At 50.0% G+C, this 19,411-nt stretch carries 17 protein-coding genes, 1 pseudogene and 1 riboswitch; of the genes and pseudogenes, 13 read left to right on the top strand and 5 right to left on the bottom strand.

Annotated features, from left to right (window positions below; all coding sequences use genetic code 11):
* The first annotated feature begins 41 nt into the window (after window positions 1–41).
* Window positions 42–1,718 (top strand): alpha-glucosidase, encoded by a 1,677-nt coding sequence (locus EKM89_RS00240; protein ID WP_125685150.1) that lies wholly within the window; start codon window positions 42–44, stop codon window positions 1,716–1,718.
* Between the two features lie 148 nt (window positions 1,719–1,866).
* Entirely contained in the window at window positions 1,867–3,705 is a 1,839-nt protein-coding gene (locus tag EKM89_RS00235; protein ID WP_125685149.1) for a S53 family peptidase, read from the top strand.
* 73 nt (window positions 3,706–3,778) lie between these two features.
* Here EKM89_RS00235 and EKM89_RS00230 read toward each other — a convergent pair whose 3' ends face one another.
* Together EKM89_RS00230 and EKM89_RS00225 are read right to left on the bottom strand one after the other, a co-directional pair.
* A complete protein-coding gene (locus EKM89_RS00230; RefSeq protein WP_125685148.1) occupies window positions 3,779–4,435 on the bottom strand; it encodes a hypothetical protein in 657 nt (218 codons plus the stop codon).
* Between the two features lie 420 nt (window positions 4,436–4,855).
* A complete protein-coding gene (locus EKM89_RS00225) occupies window positions 4,856–5,590 on the bottom strand; it encodes a gamma-glutamyl-gamma-aminobutyrate hydrolase family protein (protein ID WP_125685147.1) in 735 nt (244 codons plus the stop codon).
* A gap of 187 nt (window positions 5,591–5,777) precedes the next feature.
* Between EKM89_RS00225 and EKM89_RS00220 the strand changes: the two genes are divergently transcribed.
* From EKM89_RS00220 to EKM89_RS00205, 4 genes are all read left to right on the top strand, one after another.
* The gene (locus EKM89_RS00220) at window positions 5,778–6,038 is read left to right on the top strand and encodes a hypothetical protein (RefSeq protein ID WP_125685146.1); all 261 of its coding nucleotides are present in this window, start codon (window positions 5,778–5,780) and stop codon (window positions 6,036–6,038) included.
* An 89-nt stretch (window positions 6,039–6,127) separates the two neighbouring features.
* Complete coding sequence (locus EKM89_RS00215; protein WP_225421773.1) at window positions 6,128–6,775, top strand: endonuclease III domain-containing protein; 648 nt, start codon at window positions 6,128–6,130, stop codon at window positions 6,773–6,775.
* Between the two features lie 133 nt (window positions 6,776–6,908).
* Window positions 6,909–8,426, top strand: a complete 1,518-nt coding sequence (glpK, locus tag EKM89_RS00210; protein WP_125685145.1) for a glycerol kinase GlpK — start codon at window positions 6,909–6,911, stop codon at window positions 8,424–8,426.
* A 322-nt stretch (window positions 8,427–8,748) separates the two neighbouring features.
* Window positions 8,749–9,348: a hypothetical protein gene (locus EKM89_RS00205; RefSeq protein ID WP_125685144.1), complete on the top strand. Its 600-nt coding sequence runs from the start codon at window positions 8,749–8,751 to the stop codon at window positions 9,346–9,348.
* Between the two features lie 197 nt (window positions 9,349–9,545).
* Here EKM89_RS00205 and EKM89_RS00200 read toward each other — a convergent pair whose 3' ends face one another.
* Window positions 9,546–10,403, bottom strand: coding sequence for a DUF368 domain-containing protein (locus EKM89_RS00200; protein ID WP_125685143.1), 858 nt, complete (start codon window positions 10,401–10,403; stop codon window positions 9,546–9,548).
* A 218-nt stretch (window positions 10,404–10,621) separates the two neighbouring features.
* Here EKM89_RS00200 and EKM89_RS00195 point away from each other — a divergent pair, with 218 nt between their 5' ends.
* A complete protein-coding gene (locus EKM89_RS00195) occupies window positions 10,622–11,365 on the top strand; it encodes an SDR family oxidoreductase (protein WP_125685142.1) in 744 nt (247 codons plus the stop codon).
* Between the two features lie 132 nt (window positions 11,366–11,497).
* Here the strand turns inward: EKM89_RS00195 and EKM89_RS00190 are convergent, their stop codons facing one another.
* On the bottom strand, window positions 11,498–11,941 hold the full coding sequence (locus tag EKM89_RS00190) for a DUF2628 domain-containing protein (protein WP_125685141.1): 444 nt from the start codon (window positions 11,939–11,941) through the stop codon (window positions 11,498–11,500).
* Window positions 11,942–12,023: 82 nt separating this feature from the next.
* Window positions 12,024–13,457, bottom strand: a pseudogene (rlmD, locus tag EKM89_RS00185) (23S rRNA (uracil(1939)-C(5))-methyltransferase RlmD); the annotation flags it as partial.
* 689 nt (window positions 13,458–14,146) lie between these two features.
* Between rlmD and EKM89_RS00180 the strand changes: the two are divergent.
* From EKM89_RS00180 to thiE, 6 genes are all read left to right on the top strand, one after another.
* Window positions 14,147–14,797 (top strand): ABC transporter ATP-binding protein, encoded by a 651-nt coding sequence (locus EKM89_RS00180; RefSeq protein ID WP_125685140.1) that lies wholly within the window; start codon window positions 14,147–14,149, stop codon window positions 14,795–14,797.
* Entirely contained in the window at window positions 14,794–15,552 is a 759-nt protein-coding gene (locus EKM89_RS00175; RefSeq protein ID WP_125685139.1) for an ABC transporter permease, read from the top strand. The genes EKM89_RS00180 and EKM89_RS00175 overlap by 4 nt, the downstream gene beginning before the upstream one ends.
* 132 nt (window positions 15,553–15,684) lie before the next feature.
* A complete protein-coding gene (locus EKM89_RS00170) occupies window positions 15,685–16,521 on the top strand; it encodes an oxidoreductase (RefSeq protein WP_125685138.1) in 837 nt (278 codons plus the stop codon).
* A gap of 48 nt (window positions 16,522–16,569) precedes the next feature.
* Window positions 16,570–16,674: riboswitch (TPP riboswitch) on the top strand.
* A 91-nt stretch (window positions 16,675–16,765) separates the two neighbouring features.
* Window positions 16,766–17,554 carry a hydroxyethylthiazole kinase gene (gene thiM / locus EKM89_RS00165; protein WP_125685137.1) on the top strand — a complete coding sequence of 263 codons (789 nt, stop codon included), beginning with the start codon at window positions 16,766–16,768 and terminating at the stop codon, window positions 17,552–17,554.
* Window positions 17,555–17,573: 19 nt separating this feature from the next.
* On the top strand, window positions 17,574–18,389 hold the full coding sequence (gene thiD, locus EKM89_RS00160; protein ID WP_125685136.1) for a bifunctional hydroxymethylpyrimidine kinase/phosphomethylpyrimidine kinase: 816 nt from the start codon (window positions 17,574–17,576) through the stop codon (window positions 18,387–18,389).
* A complete protein-coding gene (gene thiE, locus EKM89_RS00155) occupies window positions 18,389–19,045 on the top strand; it encodes a thiamine phosphate synthase (RefSeq protein WP_125685135.1) in 657 nt (218 codons plus the stop codon). Before thiD ends, thiE begins: the two co-directional genes overlap by 1 nt.
* Window positions 19,046–19,411 lie beyond the last annotated feature (366 nt).

Here is a 19,411-nt window from a genome sequence, read left to right as displayed (position 1 = left end):
TAGGGTTAAAGGGCGATTAGACGTGAAGGAGTGAATTCATCTTGGCAAAATGGTGGCAAAATGCAGTTGTTTATCAAGTGTATCCGCGGAGCTATCAAGATAGTAATGGCGACGGGATTGGTGATCTACCGGGAATCACACAACGTCTGGACTACATCAAGAGGCTCGGCGCCGACATTATTTGGTTGAGCCCAATCTATCAGTCGCCCCAAGTTGATAACGGGTACGACATTTCTGACTACCGGGCGATTAACCCGGAATTCGGTAGCATGGCTGATTTTGATGCCTTGCTACGTAAGGCTCACAGTCTGGGATTGCAGATCATGATGGATCTAGTTGTTAACCACACGTCCGACGAGCATAAGTGGTTTAAGCAATCGCGGCAAGGTAAAGACAATCCGTACCGAGACTACTACATTTGGCGGGATGGTCAAGATGGTCACACACCTAATAATTGGGGAGCTTTTTTTACGGGCTCTGCGTGGAAATTAGATGCGCGGACCGGTCAGTACTACCTCCATTTGTTCGCGCCACAACAACCTGATTTAAACTGGGAGAATCCCAACGTCCGCCATTCTGTTTACGATATGATGAATTGGTGGGCGGCTAAGGGGGTCGATGGGTTCCGGATGGATGTGATCAACTACATTTCCAAACCCAGGGGATTACCGGACGCAAAAAAGACAGCCGGTCCAGTCTATGGTGATGCTGGTTCAGTTGTTGCTAATGGACCACGGATTCACGAATTCCTACAAGAAATGAATCGAAACGTGATGCGCCAACATAAAATGGTGACGGTCGGTGAGGCACCGGCGGTTAACATTGCGGAAGCCAAAAAGTACGCCAGCCTTGACGGTGATGAGCTCAACATGGTTTTTCAATTTGAACACATGGGTCTTGATGAAAGTACCAATCCCATTCTGGGGCGGTGGACTGACCGTAAGGCGTCCTTGAAGGACTTACGTGCTAACCTGACCAAGTGGCAAAAGGGTCTAGCGGGGACGGCGTGGAACTCTCTATACTGGAATAATCATGATCAGCCGCGGGTGGTCTCCCGGTTCGGTAACGAATCGACCGAAAACTATCGTGTGTTGAGTGCCAAGATGTTAGCGACGATGCTGCATCTGCAACAGGGAACCCCATACGTTTACGAAGGGGAAGAGATTGGTATGACCAATGCCCACTTTGCAAGCTTGGACGACTATCGCGACCTAGATGCCATTAATGCTTACCACGTCTTAGTAGATGACCAACACGTGTTGACGGGCGAGCAGATGTTGAAGTACTTGGGAATGCGCAGCCGAGACAACGCGCGGACACCAATGCAGTGGGATGCGAGCGCTAACGCTGGTTTTTCAACACATACACCGTGGTTGAAGACCAACGCGAGCGATCCGACAATTAATGTTGAAAAAGCGCTGGCAGACCCGAACTCGATCTTCTACTATTATCAAAAATTGATTCGGCTACGGCATACGCTTCCCGTTATCACGGATGGGAGCTATGCGCTGGTCGCCGGTAATGAGGATGATGACCAGGTCTACGCCTATACACGGAAGAATGCGACAACGACGTTACTCGTGATTCTCAATGACACGCAAGAAACACTGTGTCGGCATTATGATGTGCCAGCTGATGCGCAAGTTCTAATCGAAAATTACGCGGACGACCAGGGCGATACCTTGCGGCCGTATGAAGCAAAAGTCTATCAGTTTTAATGATTCTTAAATAAACCTTTTAAGGGGCCAATCCGTTGCTAGATTGGCTCCTTTTGTTAACTTGAGTAACGATACTGATTGGAAATAGCGAGTGGCGCGTTACTTTTTGGGGGACGCGCCTATAATAATGCTGATGGGGGGATGCGACATGAAGATTCGAGTGTTGATGGCAAGCCTGCTGGTGGGGTTAGGGAGTTTTGGCGTGGTTGCCAATGCTGCCACGACAACACCACTAGCGACGCCTTATCGGGCAAGTCAATTAACTAGTTTAAAGAAAATAAAGAAGGTGGCTGGGGGAAAGACGGTCACTTTAGACTTAGTCTTGAAGCCCCGTAATTCGGCACAGTTGACGCAGACGGCATTGGCCGTGAATACGCCAGGAAGTTCTACGTTTAAGGATTTCCTAACACCACAACGGTTTCGGCAACGGTTCGGCCAATCGGCGAGTACCACACAGCGCCTGACTAAATATTTTAAAAAACAACATCTGACCGTTACAACGTTTAATGATGGCTTATTCATGGAGTTAAAGGGGTCCGCGTCGGCAGTAGATAAGACGTTTGCGACTAATCTCAAAACGGCGCGGTATCGTGGGACGCGCCTGCAGTACTCGGCTAAGCAACCGCGATTGCCTAAGACCGTGGCACAGCCAATCGAAGCGGTAGTGGGGATGACGAACCTGGTTAAAATGGCCAGTTTGGCAACCAATGGGACTTCGACGAATGGACCGACCAAGACCGGGGCACCACAAAACTTTTTGACGCAGTACCACGCGACCACGGTGGCTAATCAGAATCAAGGGAAAGGACAAACCATTGGGATCATTAGCTTTAGTAAGGTTGACACCCGTGATATCACCCATTTCTGGTCAGCTGAAGGGGTTCCAGCTAATACTAATCGGCTGAGTGTCGCGGCGACCGGTGGGGCTAACGTTTGGGGGAACGTCGATCCAGGAAACACCGAAACGGCGCTGGACGTGGAACAGGCCGGGGCATTGGCCCCACAGGCTAAGATTCGTGTCTATACCGCAGCGTTGAGTGATGTGGGCTGGATCAACGCCTTTGCCAGTGCGTTTGGTGAGAATCAGGCCGGCTCACTATCCTTGAGCTGGGGAATTTCGGAAGGTATTTTGCAAGAGATGAATAGCGCTCACCTGTTGACACCACTTTATGGGAGCATTATGAATACGTTATTGGTGCAGGGGGCAACACAAGGAATTTCAACCTTCGCGGCGACCGGTGATTCCGGCGCGTATAGCGAAGATTTAACGCGGGATGGTTCCATAGGTTACGGCATCTACACGAACTTTCCAGCGAATAACCCGTGGGTCACGGCGACTGGTGGAACGACGTTACCGATTTCCGGCCGGTTGTCAGATGGTGCGACGGTCGATATTTCTCAGGAACGAACTTGGGGCGGAGATGCCTTATTCAACGCTTATCAGCAGGACCGATCATTCTTTATGAAGAGCTCTGATCTGCTGTCGATGCTACAAAGCGGCAGTGGTGGTGGGATTTCCACGTTGTATGCGACACCTAAGTATCAACAAGGCGTTTCTGGGGTAAACACGTACGCGGCCCGGCAGTATTTGACGAGTGCTGGTCTGCCACGATTGCATCCTAACCTGATTCAAGGGACAGCCAGCGGCCGGAATTATCCGGATGTGGTGGCTGACGCTGATCCACTGACGGGTTATGATGTTTATACCGGCTCGGATGGCTGGGAGACCATGGGCGGTACGAGCTTTGTGGCGCCACAGTTCGCAGCACTGGCGGCGGATATCAACAGCGATCGCAGTCAACGTGTCGGTCTGTGGAATCCACAATTGTATAGCCTGGCACAATCAACTGACTCACCATTTACGCGGCTGGACTCTTCAACGGGAAATAGCAACCTCTACTATGTTGGTCAGCCCGGCAAGACGTACAATCAAGCTGCTGGGTTAGGGACCGTCGATTTTGATAAATTGGCACAGGAATTTAAGTGAAAATGAGTCAAAAATACCGGTACCCTAACCGCTTAGACTATCAGTGGTTAGGGTACCGGTTTTATATTTTAAGTTAAACATCAACATGATGCTTGAGTTGTGGGAAGACGTGCGTATCTGCCCAGGCCATTACGATACCTTGAGTGACCAGCGCCCACACCGTCCCAAAGCCGATAGCGTGGAGCTGACCGGTAAAGAGGTACGATAAAATGATGATGATCAGTGGTGGTGTATAGCTGGCCCATTGGGCAATGACAGCGGACCCGCGCAGGTATTTGAAACGCAAGATGTAGGCCAAGTCGTCGTTGGGATGCATGATAATATTGCAGCGGTTGTAAATGGAGACGGCAAACGCCACCCCAAAGAGCCCAATAATATCGACCACCACCCGCCAAGGTAGGCCGAGTTGACCAACACCGATCCAGTTCCAGAAGTAGCCGATCCATTCGACCAGATAGCTAAACGGAATAATATACAGTAAATTTGAGATGAAGCGGCGCCGGTCAAATTGTCCCAGAAGGACCTGGTTTAGCAGGGTAATCACGATACCATACATAAATAAGGTCGAGCCCAAGGGGACGTGAATCCAGTTGGCCAAGTTAACAGATGACCCGGTCCAAACGGCACTTCCCAAACTAGTTGAGATGGTTAACGCGTTAGCGGCGGAATTAAGGACAATAGAAAACCCTAAAAAACGCATCCGTTGTCCAAAGTCCTGCATTTTCGCCACTACCACTCATCCCTCTCTTTTCAGTCTATTTCTTAGTTTAGTCGAAGATGGGATGGATTAAAAGGTCTTTTACAACAAATTTACAAGGGATTCGTCATGATAACGTCAGTTGTTTAACGTTCGAATGGCTTATCCGATGGAATGATGAGCTTGGCGTTAGGGCACTTGATTACAAAGCAACTAAAGAATGAAAGCCAAAATGTTTGCGTTACTTTTGTGATAGTAGAAATTATCACGGCTAAATTAGTGAAAACAGCCGCACGCCGACTGCCAGGGATTCCGCTTGCTGTGGGGAACGCCTCTAGCCAAAGAACGGGCTGCCGGCTCGCCTGAAAGCCGCTAAAATCAGGCGTCTCCCAGTATCGTTGCGACAACAGTCATAATGAGTGTTTTGGAACTTTCAACCTTCAGAAAGCAATACTAATGCCGGTCGATTCGCTTTGCTGCGCGATCGATAAAGTTTTTGAAAAGTTGGCGCGATTCGTTGTGGTGCTTGTACATATTTTCCGGGTGCCATTGAACAGCGAGAATTTGGTCACTATCCTTGGATTCTAGGGCCTCGACGACCTGGTCATCAGCACGAGCCGTCACGGTTAACGTTGGTGCCACGGCGTTTACCGTTTGGTGGTGGCGCGAGTTGACGTAAGGGCGATCACCGGTCAAGGTGGCGAGCGTGCTACCAGAGACAACGGTCACGTGATGACTAGGTTGGTTGCCCATGGCCGCTTGACTGTGCTTGAGGGTGGCGTTAGGGTCCTCACTGAGGTCTTGATACAGAGTGCCACCTAAACCGACATTGATCAGCTGGAGCCCCCGACAGATACCCATGATGGCCTTGTTGGCGGCGACGGCCTGTTTTAACAATTCAATTTCAAATAAATCGCGTTTGCGGTAGGTTTTTCCTAACCGCATGTGGGGTTCTTCGCCGAAAAAGGTGGGATCAACGTCGGCGCCACCTAAGAAGATGACCCCGTCAAATAACGGCAGGTAATCAGCAACGTCGGCTGGATCGACGCTAGGTAAAATGATTGGGAGACCGCCAGCCTTGACGATGGCCTCAACGGCAGGTCGGGGCGCAAAGGCGGCATTTCGTTCGTTAATGATGTTTGTAGCCTCGTCGAGCGTGTCGGCGGGTAAAGCAATTCGTGGGCGCATAGCGTCGCATCCTTTCAGAGCACGTAATCAAAATTTTAGTTAAAACTCAGTATACGCGTTCGCGGCGAAGCTTGTCGAGAAAGGCCGTTTGGCTAGACCAGTGAAATAACTTGATGAAATAATTAACAATTTTCGTGAATAACTCTATAGTAGGGTAGTAGACTAAAATTTAAGCGAGGTAAACATGATGACAGAACGGCAGTTGATTCAAGAAATTTTGAATTCCGAAGCGATTGAATACAAGTTCGAGAATGTCGATGAGGATTCTAAGGAATACACGCTTTTATTAAAGCGGCAGGACCAGGATGTTCGCGCCGTGGAAACGTTGAACAACGAAATCAAGAAATATTTTGAAAGCGCCAACTTTGACTACCAAGAGGAGTTAAATCCCGAAGGTGTCGATGACGATATTCGCTTGGTTATCAAGCGTAACGACGACGCTGAATAGCGCAATAGAGTTGGCTAATGGCCAGTCACGGCAAACGCGGCTGGCTTTTGTCTTGTATCGGAACGGAAAATAGAAGGGAGACGTGCTGCGTGACCATTGAAGAGTTATATCACCTGATGGCGCGGAAGATGGGGCCACAACCTTGGTTACGACCCGGAACGCCTTGGGCCGAGACACCCGTGGAAATCATGTTGGGTGCTATCTTGGTGCAGAACACCAACTGGCGTAATGTGGAGCCGTCCTTGATCAATTTGAAACGCGAAACGGGCTTCGATCCTGAACGGTTGCGGCGGTTGTCCTTAGATGACCTACTACCGTTGATCCAGACTAGTGGTTTCTATCACCGCAAGGGAGCAGCCATTCTAGCCTTAGCCGAATTCTTGGGGACCGTCGATGATGACTTGGACGTCCTAAAGCAGCAAGATGGAGTTAGCTTGCGCCGTGACTTGTTGGGCATTACGGGTATTGGGAATGAGACGGCCGATTACATTTTGATGTATACGCTGGACCATGGGACGTTCATGGTCGATACCTATGCCCGCCGGTTGTTTACGTGGCTGGACGCGACCATGCCTAAGACCTATCCGGCGTTTCAGAAAAAGGTTTTAGTCCAATTTCCCTTGGGACTTAGCGATTGCCAGGAATTTCACGCCTTGATCGATGAGTTCGGCAAACAAGTGAAATCAACCGCGGACTTTGATCAGTCCTTCCTAGCTGACAAAAAGTTGGTGATATAAAGGTTAAGAAACTTTCAAGGCGAAAGTGGGCGGGGACAAAATTTAGCGTTTTTCACAAGGGACGTGCTATGATGAACGAAGTGAATTTGAAACCGTTTTCGTAAACGGGGATATTTTGGAGGGAGTTTTACATATGGCACTAAAAAAACCGGAAGATTACATTTTAGCTATTGACCAAGGGACCAGTAGCACGCGGGCCCTGATCTTTGATCACACCGGTCGTAAGGTGATCGAAGGCTATAAAGAAGTTCCACAATATTATCCACACAAGGGCTGGGTCGAATCCGATGCGAATGAGATTTGGAACAGTGTGTTATCGGTGATTGCGAGTGCTCTGATCGACGCGTCGATCCATCCAGAAAACATCCAGGCTATTGGAATCAGTAGCCAACGGGAAACCACGATCGTTTGGGATAAAGTCACCGGCGATCCCATCTATCATGCTATCGGTTGGCAAAGTCAACAGACGGCTAGTCTTGCCAAAGAACTCGTCGCATCAGGGCGTGCGGAGACTATTAAGGAAAAGACCGGGTTAGTTGTTGACGCCTACTTTAGTGCGACCAAGGTTCGCTGGATCTTGGACCACGTGCCAGGGGCCCAGGAGCGTGCTGAAAATGGGGAGCTCCTGTTTGGGACCGTTGACAGTTGGCTAGCTTGGAAGCTATCCGGTGGTAAGATTCACGTCACTGACTACAGTAATGCCAGTCGGACCATGATGTTCAACATTCACACGTTACAGTGGGACGCGGACATTTTGAGCTGGTTGAATATTCCGGTAGCCATGTTACCAGAGGTCAAATCCAGTTCGGAAGTCTACGGCGTCACGCAAAACTTCCAGTTCTACGGGGTAGAAGTGCCGATTGCTGGGATTATTGGTGACCAATCTGCCGCCCTCCTCGGTCAACTGGCTTTGGCCCCAGGGACGGTGAAAAACACGTACGGGGACGGGGCCTTCGTCATGATGAACACAGGAAATGAGTCCCAAATTTCTAAACACAACTTGTTGACCACGATTGCTTATCAACTCAACGGTGAAGTGACTTACGCGTTGGAAGGGTCTATTCTAGTTGCTGGAACCGCGCTGGCTTGGTTGCACGAAAGCATGCAGATCATCAGTAGCGTGCCAGAATCCCGCCAGGCAGCGATGGCCTCGACGGATGAGGATGAAGTGTACGTGGTCCCAGCCTTTAACGGGTTGGGAGCGCCGTACTGGGATCCGGATGCCAAAGGGGCTGTGTTTGGCCTGACGCGAGGAACGAACCGCAATGACTTCGTAAAAGCCACCTTGCAGTCGATTGCCTATCAGACGCGGGACGTCTTGCGAACGATGAAGCAGGATACCGGTATCGATATTTCCGAGCTGATGGCCGACGGTGGGGCTTCGCGGAACCGCTATCTGATGCAGTTCCAAGCGGATATTTTAAACACACCAGTGCAACGGGCCGCTGATGAGGAAACGACGGCCATGGGTGCCGCGATTACGGCTGGACTCGCTGTGGGTTACTGGAAGAATCTGGATGAAGTCAAAGAGATTCGGACGACCGGGCGCCTGTTCACACCGAACATGGACGAAGATCATCGCAATCACCTATACGCTGGGTGGCAACAGGCTGTGGCGGCGACTAGGGCGTTTAAGCCGGATCAAGAGTAAAAAGAGAGGTAGTCGATTCCGCTTAGCATCGTTAATGCTCGTCAGTTAAGCACCCGCTGCTACACGCTCGTTTCGACAATATAAACTAAAAGTGCGACTGTGACGAAACTTCAATCACAGTCTTTTTTTGTCAATAAATTTTGCAATAAAATAGGACGCACAACCATGCTAAATGGTCGAAATCCCCGATATGTCAGCATTTATGGAATCCTTATCATAACCATTCTTTTGCTGCTTTAGATTGACAAGGACGCACCGGTAAGTGATACTTTAGTCAGCAATCAGATTGGGTGATGACCGGAACGGACGACGGGAGGCAGATATGATGACGAGTAACTGGCAAAAAGCGATGATGGGGTTATTGGCAACACTATCACTCGCTGCAATGTTTTTAATGATCCCCGCAACACATGCACAGGCGGCGCAAAAACAACTCACAGCAATTCCCAAGCAACTACAAGGGTATTGGTATACCTATGGGACCAAGACAAAGAATCGCCATGCGAGTGACCTCGTCTACCTCCACGTGACGGCACATGAAATTGACAGCAGTGTTATTTCTCGTAAGACAATGAAACTGGGATTACAGACATTTAATAGTCTGAATCTTAATCCAGGGTCACCCATCACTCAAAAATTAAAAGCCAACCGGACGAACACGTTCTATCGAGTCAGTCATAATCGATGGAATCAACACGCACTATTTGTAGCAGAGAATGGTGATAGAAATTATATTACCGGGCGCTACGCTTTGAAGACGAAGAAGGGACAAACCAGCTTGTTCTTTCAGGGGTCAAGCAACCCCAGAAAATTTAATACAAAACCGGTGGCAGCGCATGAGCGGTTACACGCGAAACGGCCAACAATCAAGTATACGAAGATCAGTCAGAAGTATTTACATTCGATCGGTATCTTCGATTGAGAACAGTACTATGACAGGAAAAGTTCGTAGTGACGATAGAATCTAAAGGGTCTGGGACACCCCCCAGACGCCTTTGGTATCTCCGAATTTACAGTGCTGAAACGTGGGGCAAAAGGCAGCTGACTCCGCTTAAGGTTCGCCAGCTAATCGCCTTTTGTCCCACTCTCGTAAATAAGCCTTGGTATGGTTTGGCTAGGCTATTTGTATTTTTCTTCTAGTTGGCTCATCCAGTACCCCAGGGCAATCCCAACCACAAGGGCTAGAGCACTAAAACCAAACGTTGCCCACGTTGCGTTGGCATACGAGATACTTTCGGCGGCATGACTGTTGGGCACCAAGATAAGGACGGTGCTGGCCGTCACGATACCTAAAATAAAGTGGTAGACACGCGAATGGTAACGGTGAATGAGGTAGTCCATTCCTTTTGAAAATAGAATCATGGATAGACTCCCGCCAAGCGCAATCGGCAGGTAGACGCCAACTAAATCAAAGTTCTTGAAGCCAGTTAGCATGGGAGTAAACAGTCCCAATATGAGCAACAGGTTGGACGGACTGAGACCGGGAACCAGTACGCCGAGAGCAATCAGGGCACCGGCTACCATAAAACCAGTAAAGTTAGCTGGCAGGGTGCCGAAGATGTCACTCATGAAATAGAGAAGGCCACCGCTGAGCAACAGAGTGCCAAAGAACCACAGGTAGTCAATACTGTCGCGAGGCGTCTTGGAACTTGCCGTTTGGGTCAATGCAGGTAAGGTCCCAACAATAGCGCCGGCAAATCCCCACAGGACGATAACCTGCCAATGGGCCAGCAGGTACTCTAGTGGTGCCGAAAGTAAGGCAATTCCGACAATACCACCAAGTCCGACCGGCACAAAGTACCAGAAGTCGCGTTTGAAGTTTTGTCGAAAGTGGGCCATAAAGCCCAACAAGCGTTCATAAATGCCAAGAATGGCGGCTAGTACACCACCAGAAACACCAGGTAATATAAAGCCCAAGGCAATGATAACGCCCTTAAAAAAGCGTTTGATTGGGCCATCGGAGCGAGTTGTTTGCATGAGATTCTCCTTATTTGACTCATTTTCCCTAACATACCAGAATTGGCGCAACGGGACAATCTATCTGGCCAGAATGCTAGGATAACTTAAATATCATTGGCTAATGGATTTTAGGGATGGCGTCATTTATTTAAAAAAATGGCATTTACTAGTTGACTTCGAGTCGCTCGAACCTCTTATACTGGCATCATCACTTAAGAGATAGGAGCGATTCAGAAATGTCAGTAGAAAATAAAGTTGTTGTAATTACCGGGGCTTCCTCAGGAATTGGGGCTGCGACCGCTAAGTTGTTAGCCAGCAATGGTGCCAAGCTGGTTTTGGGTGCTCGGCGTGAAGACCGCTTAACGCGGCTAGTTACCGAAATCAAAGCTGCAGGTGGACAGGCGGTTTACCAAGTAACCGATGTGCGGGATGCCACTGAAGTGCAAGGGTTAGTAGATTTGGCGAAGTCTGAATTTGGCGGCATTGACGTCATCTTTAACAATGCTGGGATCATGCCATCGTCACCGATTAGCGCGTTGCACGTTCAAGAGTGGAACGACATGATCGACATTAACCTACGTGGTGTTTTGAACGGGGTAGCTGCCGTTATGCCCGATTTTACCAAACAAAAACACGGTCAAATCGTGACGACTTCCTCTGTGGCGGGGATTAAGAGTTTTCCTGGAGCTGGTGTCTACGGGGCTACCAAATTTGCCGTTCGGAATCTAATGGAAGTTATTCGGACTGAAAGCGCACAAGAAGGAACCAATATTCGGACCGCGACGCTTTACCCAGCCGCAATTAATACGGAATTGTTGCACACGATTACCGACCAAGATGCCAAGCAAGGAATGGACCAATTATACAATGCGGTCGGGATTACACCAGATGCGATTGCCCGGGTCGTAAACTTTGCCATCGATCAACCGGAAGATGTTAATGTCAACGAATTTACGATTTATCCAACGAAACAGGCCTAGTTATTCAGATAGAGAGACTGTCGCTGATGGTTGACACCTAAATGATTAAAATGGCAGCAAATAACGTCAACAAAACCCCACTACTAAAAAAATCGTAGTGGGGTTTTTCGTATCATCTTAAACCGTTACAACCTACTTTTCCTTAGGCTGTGTCCAGTAGTGTGCTTGTGTCAACAAGTCCCGTGATCGGTCATCTGCTGGCACGAAGCCGCGATTGAAAAGGTGCTTAAAGTACATCATATTATAGATCGATCCCCATAGCACGTAGAAGACCAATTGAAGCACTGGCGTTACTTGAGCTAATTGATTAACGCTGACGGTCATGACCAGCAACATGGATGCCCCAAGTTCAATACCTAGAATACAAAGGAGGTTATACCAGTCCGCCCGAAAAATTGTTGGGAAGGGAGAGAAGACCAACATGGTCCATGAAAATCCGACCTTTGCGATACGCATATTCCCATCAGCGTTAACGACGGTGGCGTAGTTCGGGGGTAGCGGGAGTCCTTGAGGGCCGTTACCATTTTGGTTGTTTTGATCATCGTCGTCGTTAAAGCCCTTAAAAGGATCTTGCATGTCATTTGCCAACTTTCTACGGAATTCGTTCCTTAATCGTTAGTTAAAAGTCTAACACGAAAAGTCGCGACTGCCTATTAATCTATTGGCGCCGAGTTAGTTTAACCACAGCTTCACAGCGGGCGGTTTGGGGCATCATGTCTACGGACTGAATGTAGTTGACCCGGTAATCGTGGGCTAATTCGACCAAGTCCTTAGCTAACGTCGATGGGTTGCAGGAGATGTAGACCAGCTTCTCAGGACGCACAGCCATAATGGTTTCAATCAGTTCGCCATCCAGACCTGTGCGGGGTGGATCGACCACGATGGCATCCGGCCGAAAGCCACTCATGATCCACTTTGGCAAGAGTTCTTCAGCGGTACCTAATTCGTAGTGCGCGTTGGTAATATTGTTAGCTGCGGCGTTTTCGTTTGCATCGCTGACGGCTTCGGGAATGATATCCATTCCGCGAACCTCTTCGGCTACACTAGCTAGCGACAGTCCAATTGTGCCGATACCAGCGTAAGCATCGACGACCGTTTCGCCCGGTTGTAAGTCGAGGGCTTTCTTTGCTTCGCCGTACAGCACTTCTACTTGGTAGGGGTTCAACTGTAAGAAAGCGCGGGCGGAGAGCTTGAATGCTAAGCCGTCTAATTTTTCTGTAATCGTTTCTTCGCCTGCTAAATGGCGCGTGTCATCGCCCCAAATCAGGGAAGTTTCGCCCGGATTGATATTTTGCATGACGGAAGTAACTTGTGGGAGCTCCGCAGCAATCCGTTCCAGCAACTCATGCTTGTGCGGTAACTTTTGGGAGTTGGTGATGAAGACCAACTGCACGTCATCGGTGTGAGCAGCCGCACGGACAACCAGCGTTTTGACGATTCCGGATTTGGCTTCTTCGTCGTAAATTGGCATGTCCAAATCTTGCAGCATAGCAACGACGGTCCGCATGACGGTCATCGTGACGGGCATCTGAACCGAACACGTTGGTAAGTCAACTAGGTCGTGGCTCCGTTCAGTGTAAAGCCCAGCTTCGATTTGCCCCTCGGCATTGCGGCGAACTTGGAATTGGGCCTTGTTGCGGTAGTTGTAAGGGTCGTCCATGCCCAGCGTCGGCCGTAAATCATAGTGCCGGTAACCCTCTGGTTGGTAGCGTTCTAGAGATTGGGCGACGATATCTTGTTTAAATTTCAATTGTTCAGGGTAGTCTAAATGTTCTAACTCGAAACCACCAACTTGATCGGCATAACTGTCACGTGGTTCCACACGATGGGGGCTGGCCTTACGAATACGGTGAACTTTGGCCCGCATGAAGCGAGTGGCAACACTGGTGACTTCCACCACGGCTTCTTCATCGGTCAAAGCGCCTGGAACAAAGACAGCCATACGCTTATAGTAGCCGATGCCTTCCCCATTGATGCCCATACGCTTGATGGTCAATGGGAAACGTTGTCCGACTTCAACCTGAACGCCTTCGGCTTGGCGGTCGTTGTTGAAGCTGCCTCGCCGGTCATCGCTATTGCGGTTGTTGTAGCTGCGACGGTCGTTGTCGCGACTATTGCGGTCATTATAGCTGCGGCGGTCATTATTGCGGTCATTGCGATCGTTATAACTGCGGTGATTATTGTCGCGACTATTGCGGCTAGTATAACTGCGGTGATCATTGTCGCGACTATTGCGGTCATTATAACTGCGGCGGTCATTATTGCGGTCATTGCGATCGTTATAACTGTGGTGATTATTGTCGCGACTATTGCGGTCGTTATAACTGCGGTGATCATTGTCGCGACTATTGCGGTCATTATAACTGTGGTGGTCATTGTTGCGATGATTGTGGTCGTTGCTCCGATCATTACGGTCATTGTAGCTGCGGTGGTCATTATCGCGATTATTACGATCGCTATAGCTCCGGTGATCAGTATTGCGGTCACGTTGGTTGCTGTGGGAACTGCGGTCGTTGCGATTGTCACTCCCACGGGTGTTTCTGGATTCATAGTTTGCCATGTTTTCTCCTATTATTAAGTCGTTCAGTAGTTACGGTCCTGACTAGTATACCAAATTTTTCTGGTCACAGGGGTGTTCACGTACGGTTGCCGGCTGAACGGGCGAACGAATGATTACAGAAAAAACATTTTTCTCTAAAATGAAGCCGTTTCCATAGGCAATCCTAAGCGATTTGGGTACAATAAGAACGTGTAGACAATTTTTACGGAGGAGGCAGTAGCATGAGCTTGATCACGTTGAGAAATGTGGGATATCAGGTCGATCAGACGTCGATCTTGACTGACATCAACTTAGCGGTCGACGCGCGTGAGTGGGTGACGATTGCGGGACCCTCCGGTAGTGGGAAGTCAACGTTGGTGCGGATTGTCGCGTCATTGCTGAGCAAAACTAGTGGTGAGCTGATTTTTGACGGTCAACCGATCGAGAGTTACGACCCCATCATTTATCGGCGGCGAGTCTCATATAGTTTTCAGCAACCGACCTTGTTCGGGAATACGGTTCGTGACAATCTTGCGTTCCCTTATGAAATTCGGCAATTGGCATTTGACGAACAACGGGCTGTCACTGGCCTGGAGTATGTGGGTCTCACCGAAAGTGACCTGCATAAGGCTGTGAACGACCTGTCTGGTGGGCAACGCCAGCGGGTCGCCTTACTACGCAACGTCATGATCTATCCGGAAGTGCTGATTCTAGATGAGGTCACGGCTGGTTTGGATGCCGAGAATAAGGCGTTTGTCTGGTCTATGATCCAGCATTTTAATCAGGATGACGGTCTGACGATCATCGCCATTACGCATGATCAAGAGGAAATTGACGCGGCTAAACGGCTGATCACTATTGAAAATGGTCGACTTGTGGGAGGAAACGTATGAATCTTGCCGTAAATAATCAGTCATTGGTGTTCGCATTGGGGTTAGTCATGATTGCGTTAGCCATTGGCTGGCACGAAAAATTAAGTATTGACCGCGACATGATCATCGGCGTCATCCGCGCGGTAATTCAGCTATTTGTGGTCGGGTACCTATTGAAATATGTGTTCCGGCTCAACAGCGGTTGGCTAACGGCTGTTTTGATTTTAATCATTATTTTCAACGCTGGGTATAATGCTAAGCAGCGTAGTGATGGGATTCCACGCGCCTTGCCAATTTCTATCGGGGCTATTCTAATTAGCACGGGCGTCACGTTAGGGGTCCTGATGTTGGCGGGCGCCATCAAGTTTATTCCGGCCCAGATGATTCCAATTTCGGGGATGATCGCGTCTAATTCGATGGTCGCTATTGGTCTGTGTTACCGCAATTTAAACGCGCAATTCAAGCAAGAGCGGCAGGCCGTTTTGGAAAAATTAGCGTTGGGTGCCGACCTGAAGGATGCCTCACGAGAAATTGTGCGCGATAGCATCAAAACCGGTATGCAGCCGACGATTGATTCCGCGAAGACCGTGGGTATCGTGAGCTTACCAGGGATGATGTCCGGTTTGATCTTTGCCGGTGTCGACCCTGTGCGCGCGATTAAATATCAGATCATGGTGACCTTTATGCTAATGTCAGCGACCAGCATCGGTTCCGTCCTCGCCTGTTACTGGGCCTACCGTGGCTTCTACAACGAGCGCAAGCAGTTGACGATTTAGCTGGCCCTTCGCCTGTGGTAGCTTAGGCTTATTTGTCCAGGAAGGGATGGCTGAAGCCAAAGTGTGATAATTTTACATGAACCGGGTTTGAAATACTCGAAATAAACAGATAATTCAAGGAGGAAAATACTTATGGCTCATCGAAAAGTTGCGTTGGTTACTGGGGCGTCATCCGGAATTGGAAACGCTATTGCACGGAGTCTACATCGTAATGGTGTCACCGTTTACGCTGGGGCACGGCGGGTCAGTCGGATGAACGACCTCGACGATCTGGGCATTACCACGTTGCCTTTGGACGTGACAGACCCGGATAGTGTGGAGCGCGTCGTCGACCGCATCGTCAGTGAGACCGGTCGTATCGACATTCTAGTCAACAACGCCGGTTATGGGTTGATGGGCGCGTTGGAGGACGTGCCGTTGACTCAGGCACAGGATCAATTTGACGTGAACTTATTTGGTGCGGCACGGCTGATTCAATCCGTCCTGCCTATGATGCGCCAACAGCACGCTGGGCGGATCATCAATATTACCTCTGTTGATGGTAAAATCGCTCAGCCAATGGCTAGCTGGTACGTTGCGTCTAAATTTGCCTTAGAAGGGTTGTCCGATTCACTGCGACTGGAACTCCAACCGCTTGGCATCGATGCAGTCGTTATTGAACCCGGTGGTATCCAGTCCGAGTGGGCCGATATTGCGGCTAAACACTTGCAAGCAACCTCTGCCAAGGGGCCTTACCAGGAAACTGCCGACCGAGCTACGGCCATTTTGAAGGCCGTTAAGCAGTTTTCCAGTAGGCCACAGGTGATTGCGCGATTAGTCGACCGGGCTGCCCTTTCGCGCCGACCAAAGACCCGGTATCACGCCGGTTCCGGGAGCCAAGTTCTCTATCTTCGGCGGTTCTTGTCCGACAAGACCATTGATCGGGGCTGGCGGCTAATTGGTGAAGTTGCTCAACGGATTATTGAGTAATCTAAGAGTCGTTGACGTTGGTGGAAAACCTGTTATGCTTGAAGTAACCAAGAACACTAGGGGTGTCCGTGACCGGGCTGAGATGCGAGCAATCGCGATCCCTTGGAACCTGTCAAGTTCAGACTTGCGAAGGGAACGTGTCGTGGCACCCATCTCGGGTCGCTAGTTCTATCGTGAACTGACGGCCCGTTTTTTAGTGACTTGGGAAATGCTGAGAAATCGGCAATCATAAGGGGGATTCACCATGAAATTAGCTCTGTTGAATGAGTTACGGCAGCAAAATCCAATCGTCTTTAACATTTCCAACTTCGTTACGGTTCAGGATGTTGCCAACGGATTGAATGCGTTGGGCGCGTCACCGATCATGTCTGAAGAGGTGGCTGAAGCCGATGAAATGGTCGGACTGGCGAGTGCCGTTTGTCTGAATCTGGGGGCCTTTACGCAGCGGCAGGTCGAACAGATCGAAACGGTCGGTAAACTGGCTAACGAGCAGCATCGGCCACTTGTGATCGATCCGGTAGCGGTGGGGGCCGTTGCCTACAGAAAGCAAGTCGCCACGAAGCTACTGCAGGAATTTCATCCGGATGTGATTCGCGGAAATGCTGGTGAAATCGCTGCGTTAGCCGACGTGTCTTGGCAGGCGAAGGGCATCGACGCTGGTGAGGGCGACGGCGACTTGGTTGCAATTGCTCAGGCCTGCGCGCAGAAATTAGCTTGCACGGTCATTCTGTCCGGCCCAACTGACGTTATTACCGATGGCACGCGGACGGTCAAGGTCATGAACGGCACGCCGCTCTTTCAAGTTCACGTGGGTTCCGGTGACATGTTGTCGAGTATCGTCGCGGCATTTTGCGCGGTTGAAGACGACTATTTTGAAGCAGCTCAAACAGCTTGCCTGGTCTTTGCGGCCATTGGTGAACTGATTACTAAAAAAACGCCGAATCTAGCTGCGGGGAGTTTTACAGTGCAGCTATTGGACGGCTTACAACTGACCACGGTCGACGAGATTAAAACGGTGGCAGCGTATCAGTAGGTAGAAGGGATGAGACAATATGGCAAATGAATTTCCACAGACCTTAACGATAGCGGGGACCGATAGTGGTGGTGGCGCCGGCGTCATGGCGGACTTAAAAACCATGCAGGAACGTAATGTTTTCGGCACGGCGGTCATCGTCGCAGTTACCGCACAAAATACGCTCGGTGTGCAGGACTTTATGGCTCTGCCGCAGAAACTGATCGATGAACAATTCGCGTCATTAGCGGCCGATTTAAAAGTTCGGGCGTGCAAGACCGGAATGTTGGCGGATGCCGAGCACGTGCACGGGGTCGTGGAGAATTTAAAACGTTATGATTTCGGCCCGTTAACGGTCGATCCCGTAATGATTGCCAAGGGTGGCGCGGCTCTGCTAGCGGATGATGCCGTGGAAACAGTACGTAATGAACTGGTACCCCTAGCGGATGTATTGACACCCAACTTACCTGAGGCAGAGCGATTAACGAGCCAGGAGATTACGTCCGCGGTCGGTATGGAACAAGCGGCCGTAGCCCTGCAAGACTTAGGGGCCAGTAACGTGGTCATCAAAGGGGGCCACGAGGCGACGCCAGACCAAGCCAGTGACTTTGTCTTGTTGGCCGATGGCCGGTCGTTTTGGCTGACGGCACCACGGGTCGACACGGTGCGGACACACGGGACGGGGGACACGCTATCCTCATGTATCACGGCCGAATTGGCGAAGGGAGCGGACTTTGAGTCTGCCATTCGCGTGGCCAAAGATTATGTGACGGCGGCAATTGCCAATCCAATCGCGGTCGGTCACGGTCATGGACCCTTGAACCATTGGGCTTATCGTCAAGGAGGCGCTGAATAATGTCAGTAACATTTGAATCCGGATTACTACGCGCATATTTCGTTGCGGGGAGTCAAGACGTTCCCGGTAGAGATCTACGTGACGTGTTGGCAACCATGTTAAAAGCTGGCATCACGGCGTATCAGTTCCGTGACAAGGGTGCAAGTCAGTTGACCGCCGACGAACGGCTGGCACTGGGCCGCGATTTGCGTGAACAATGTCGTGCGGCCAGCGTGCCATTCATCGTGGACGACGACGTGGAGATGGCGTTGGCCTTACACGCTGATGGAATCCATGTAGGTCAAAGTGACGCAGGCGTGCAACGGGTGATCGATGCGGTTGCTGGGCAAAATCTTTTCGTGGGGTTATCCTGTTCGATGGCTGAAGAAGTTTCGGCAGCCAATCAAGTTAGTGGTATCGACTACTTGGGCAGTGGTCCCATTTACCCGACCACGTCCAAGGATGATGCTGACCCCGTGATTGGGACGGCAGGCCTGGCAAGGTTAGTTGACCAAGCCAATGTGCCTATCGTGGCCATTGGTGGTGTGACCGTAGCATCGTTGCCAGCGATTGCACAGGCAGGCGCGGCGGGTGTAGCGGTGATTACATTACTGACCAACAGCACGCAACCTGTAGCAGACGTTACGGCAATGCGGCGGGCATTTCAGAAAAATTAAAGAAGTTTGAGCGTGTGGGACATCAAGCGGTTCGTGTGCGAACATTAACGTGATAGTAGGAATTATGCCTGATTCTGGCATGATTTTTGCTAGCGGGTTAAGCGCAATAGACTGCCTGATGTCCCACGTTTCGGCACGTGGTGTAAATAAAAGTTGCATCTGGGACAAAACCCCAGACACTTTTGGTATCTCCGAATTTACGTTGCTGAAATGTGGGACAAAAGGCAGCTGACTCCGCTTAAAACTGATAACCAAATAATTCAAACCCAGGATTATTCGGTTATCAGCCTTAATGCTCGCCAGCTAAACGCCTTTTGTCCCCCTCTCTTTGGCGTGAAAAACGTCAAGTTCACTGCGACTTAATTT

It is taken from the genome of Levilactobacillus fujinensis (genome assembly GCF_003946335.1).
Taxonomy (GTDB): domain Bacteria; phylum Bacillota; class Bacilli; order Lactobacillales; family Lactobacillaceae; genus Levilactobacillus; species Levilactobacillus fujinensis.
Note: the sequence above shows the minus strand (reverse complement) of the source record. Positions and strands in the feature narration are given on the sequence as shown.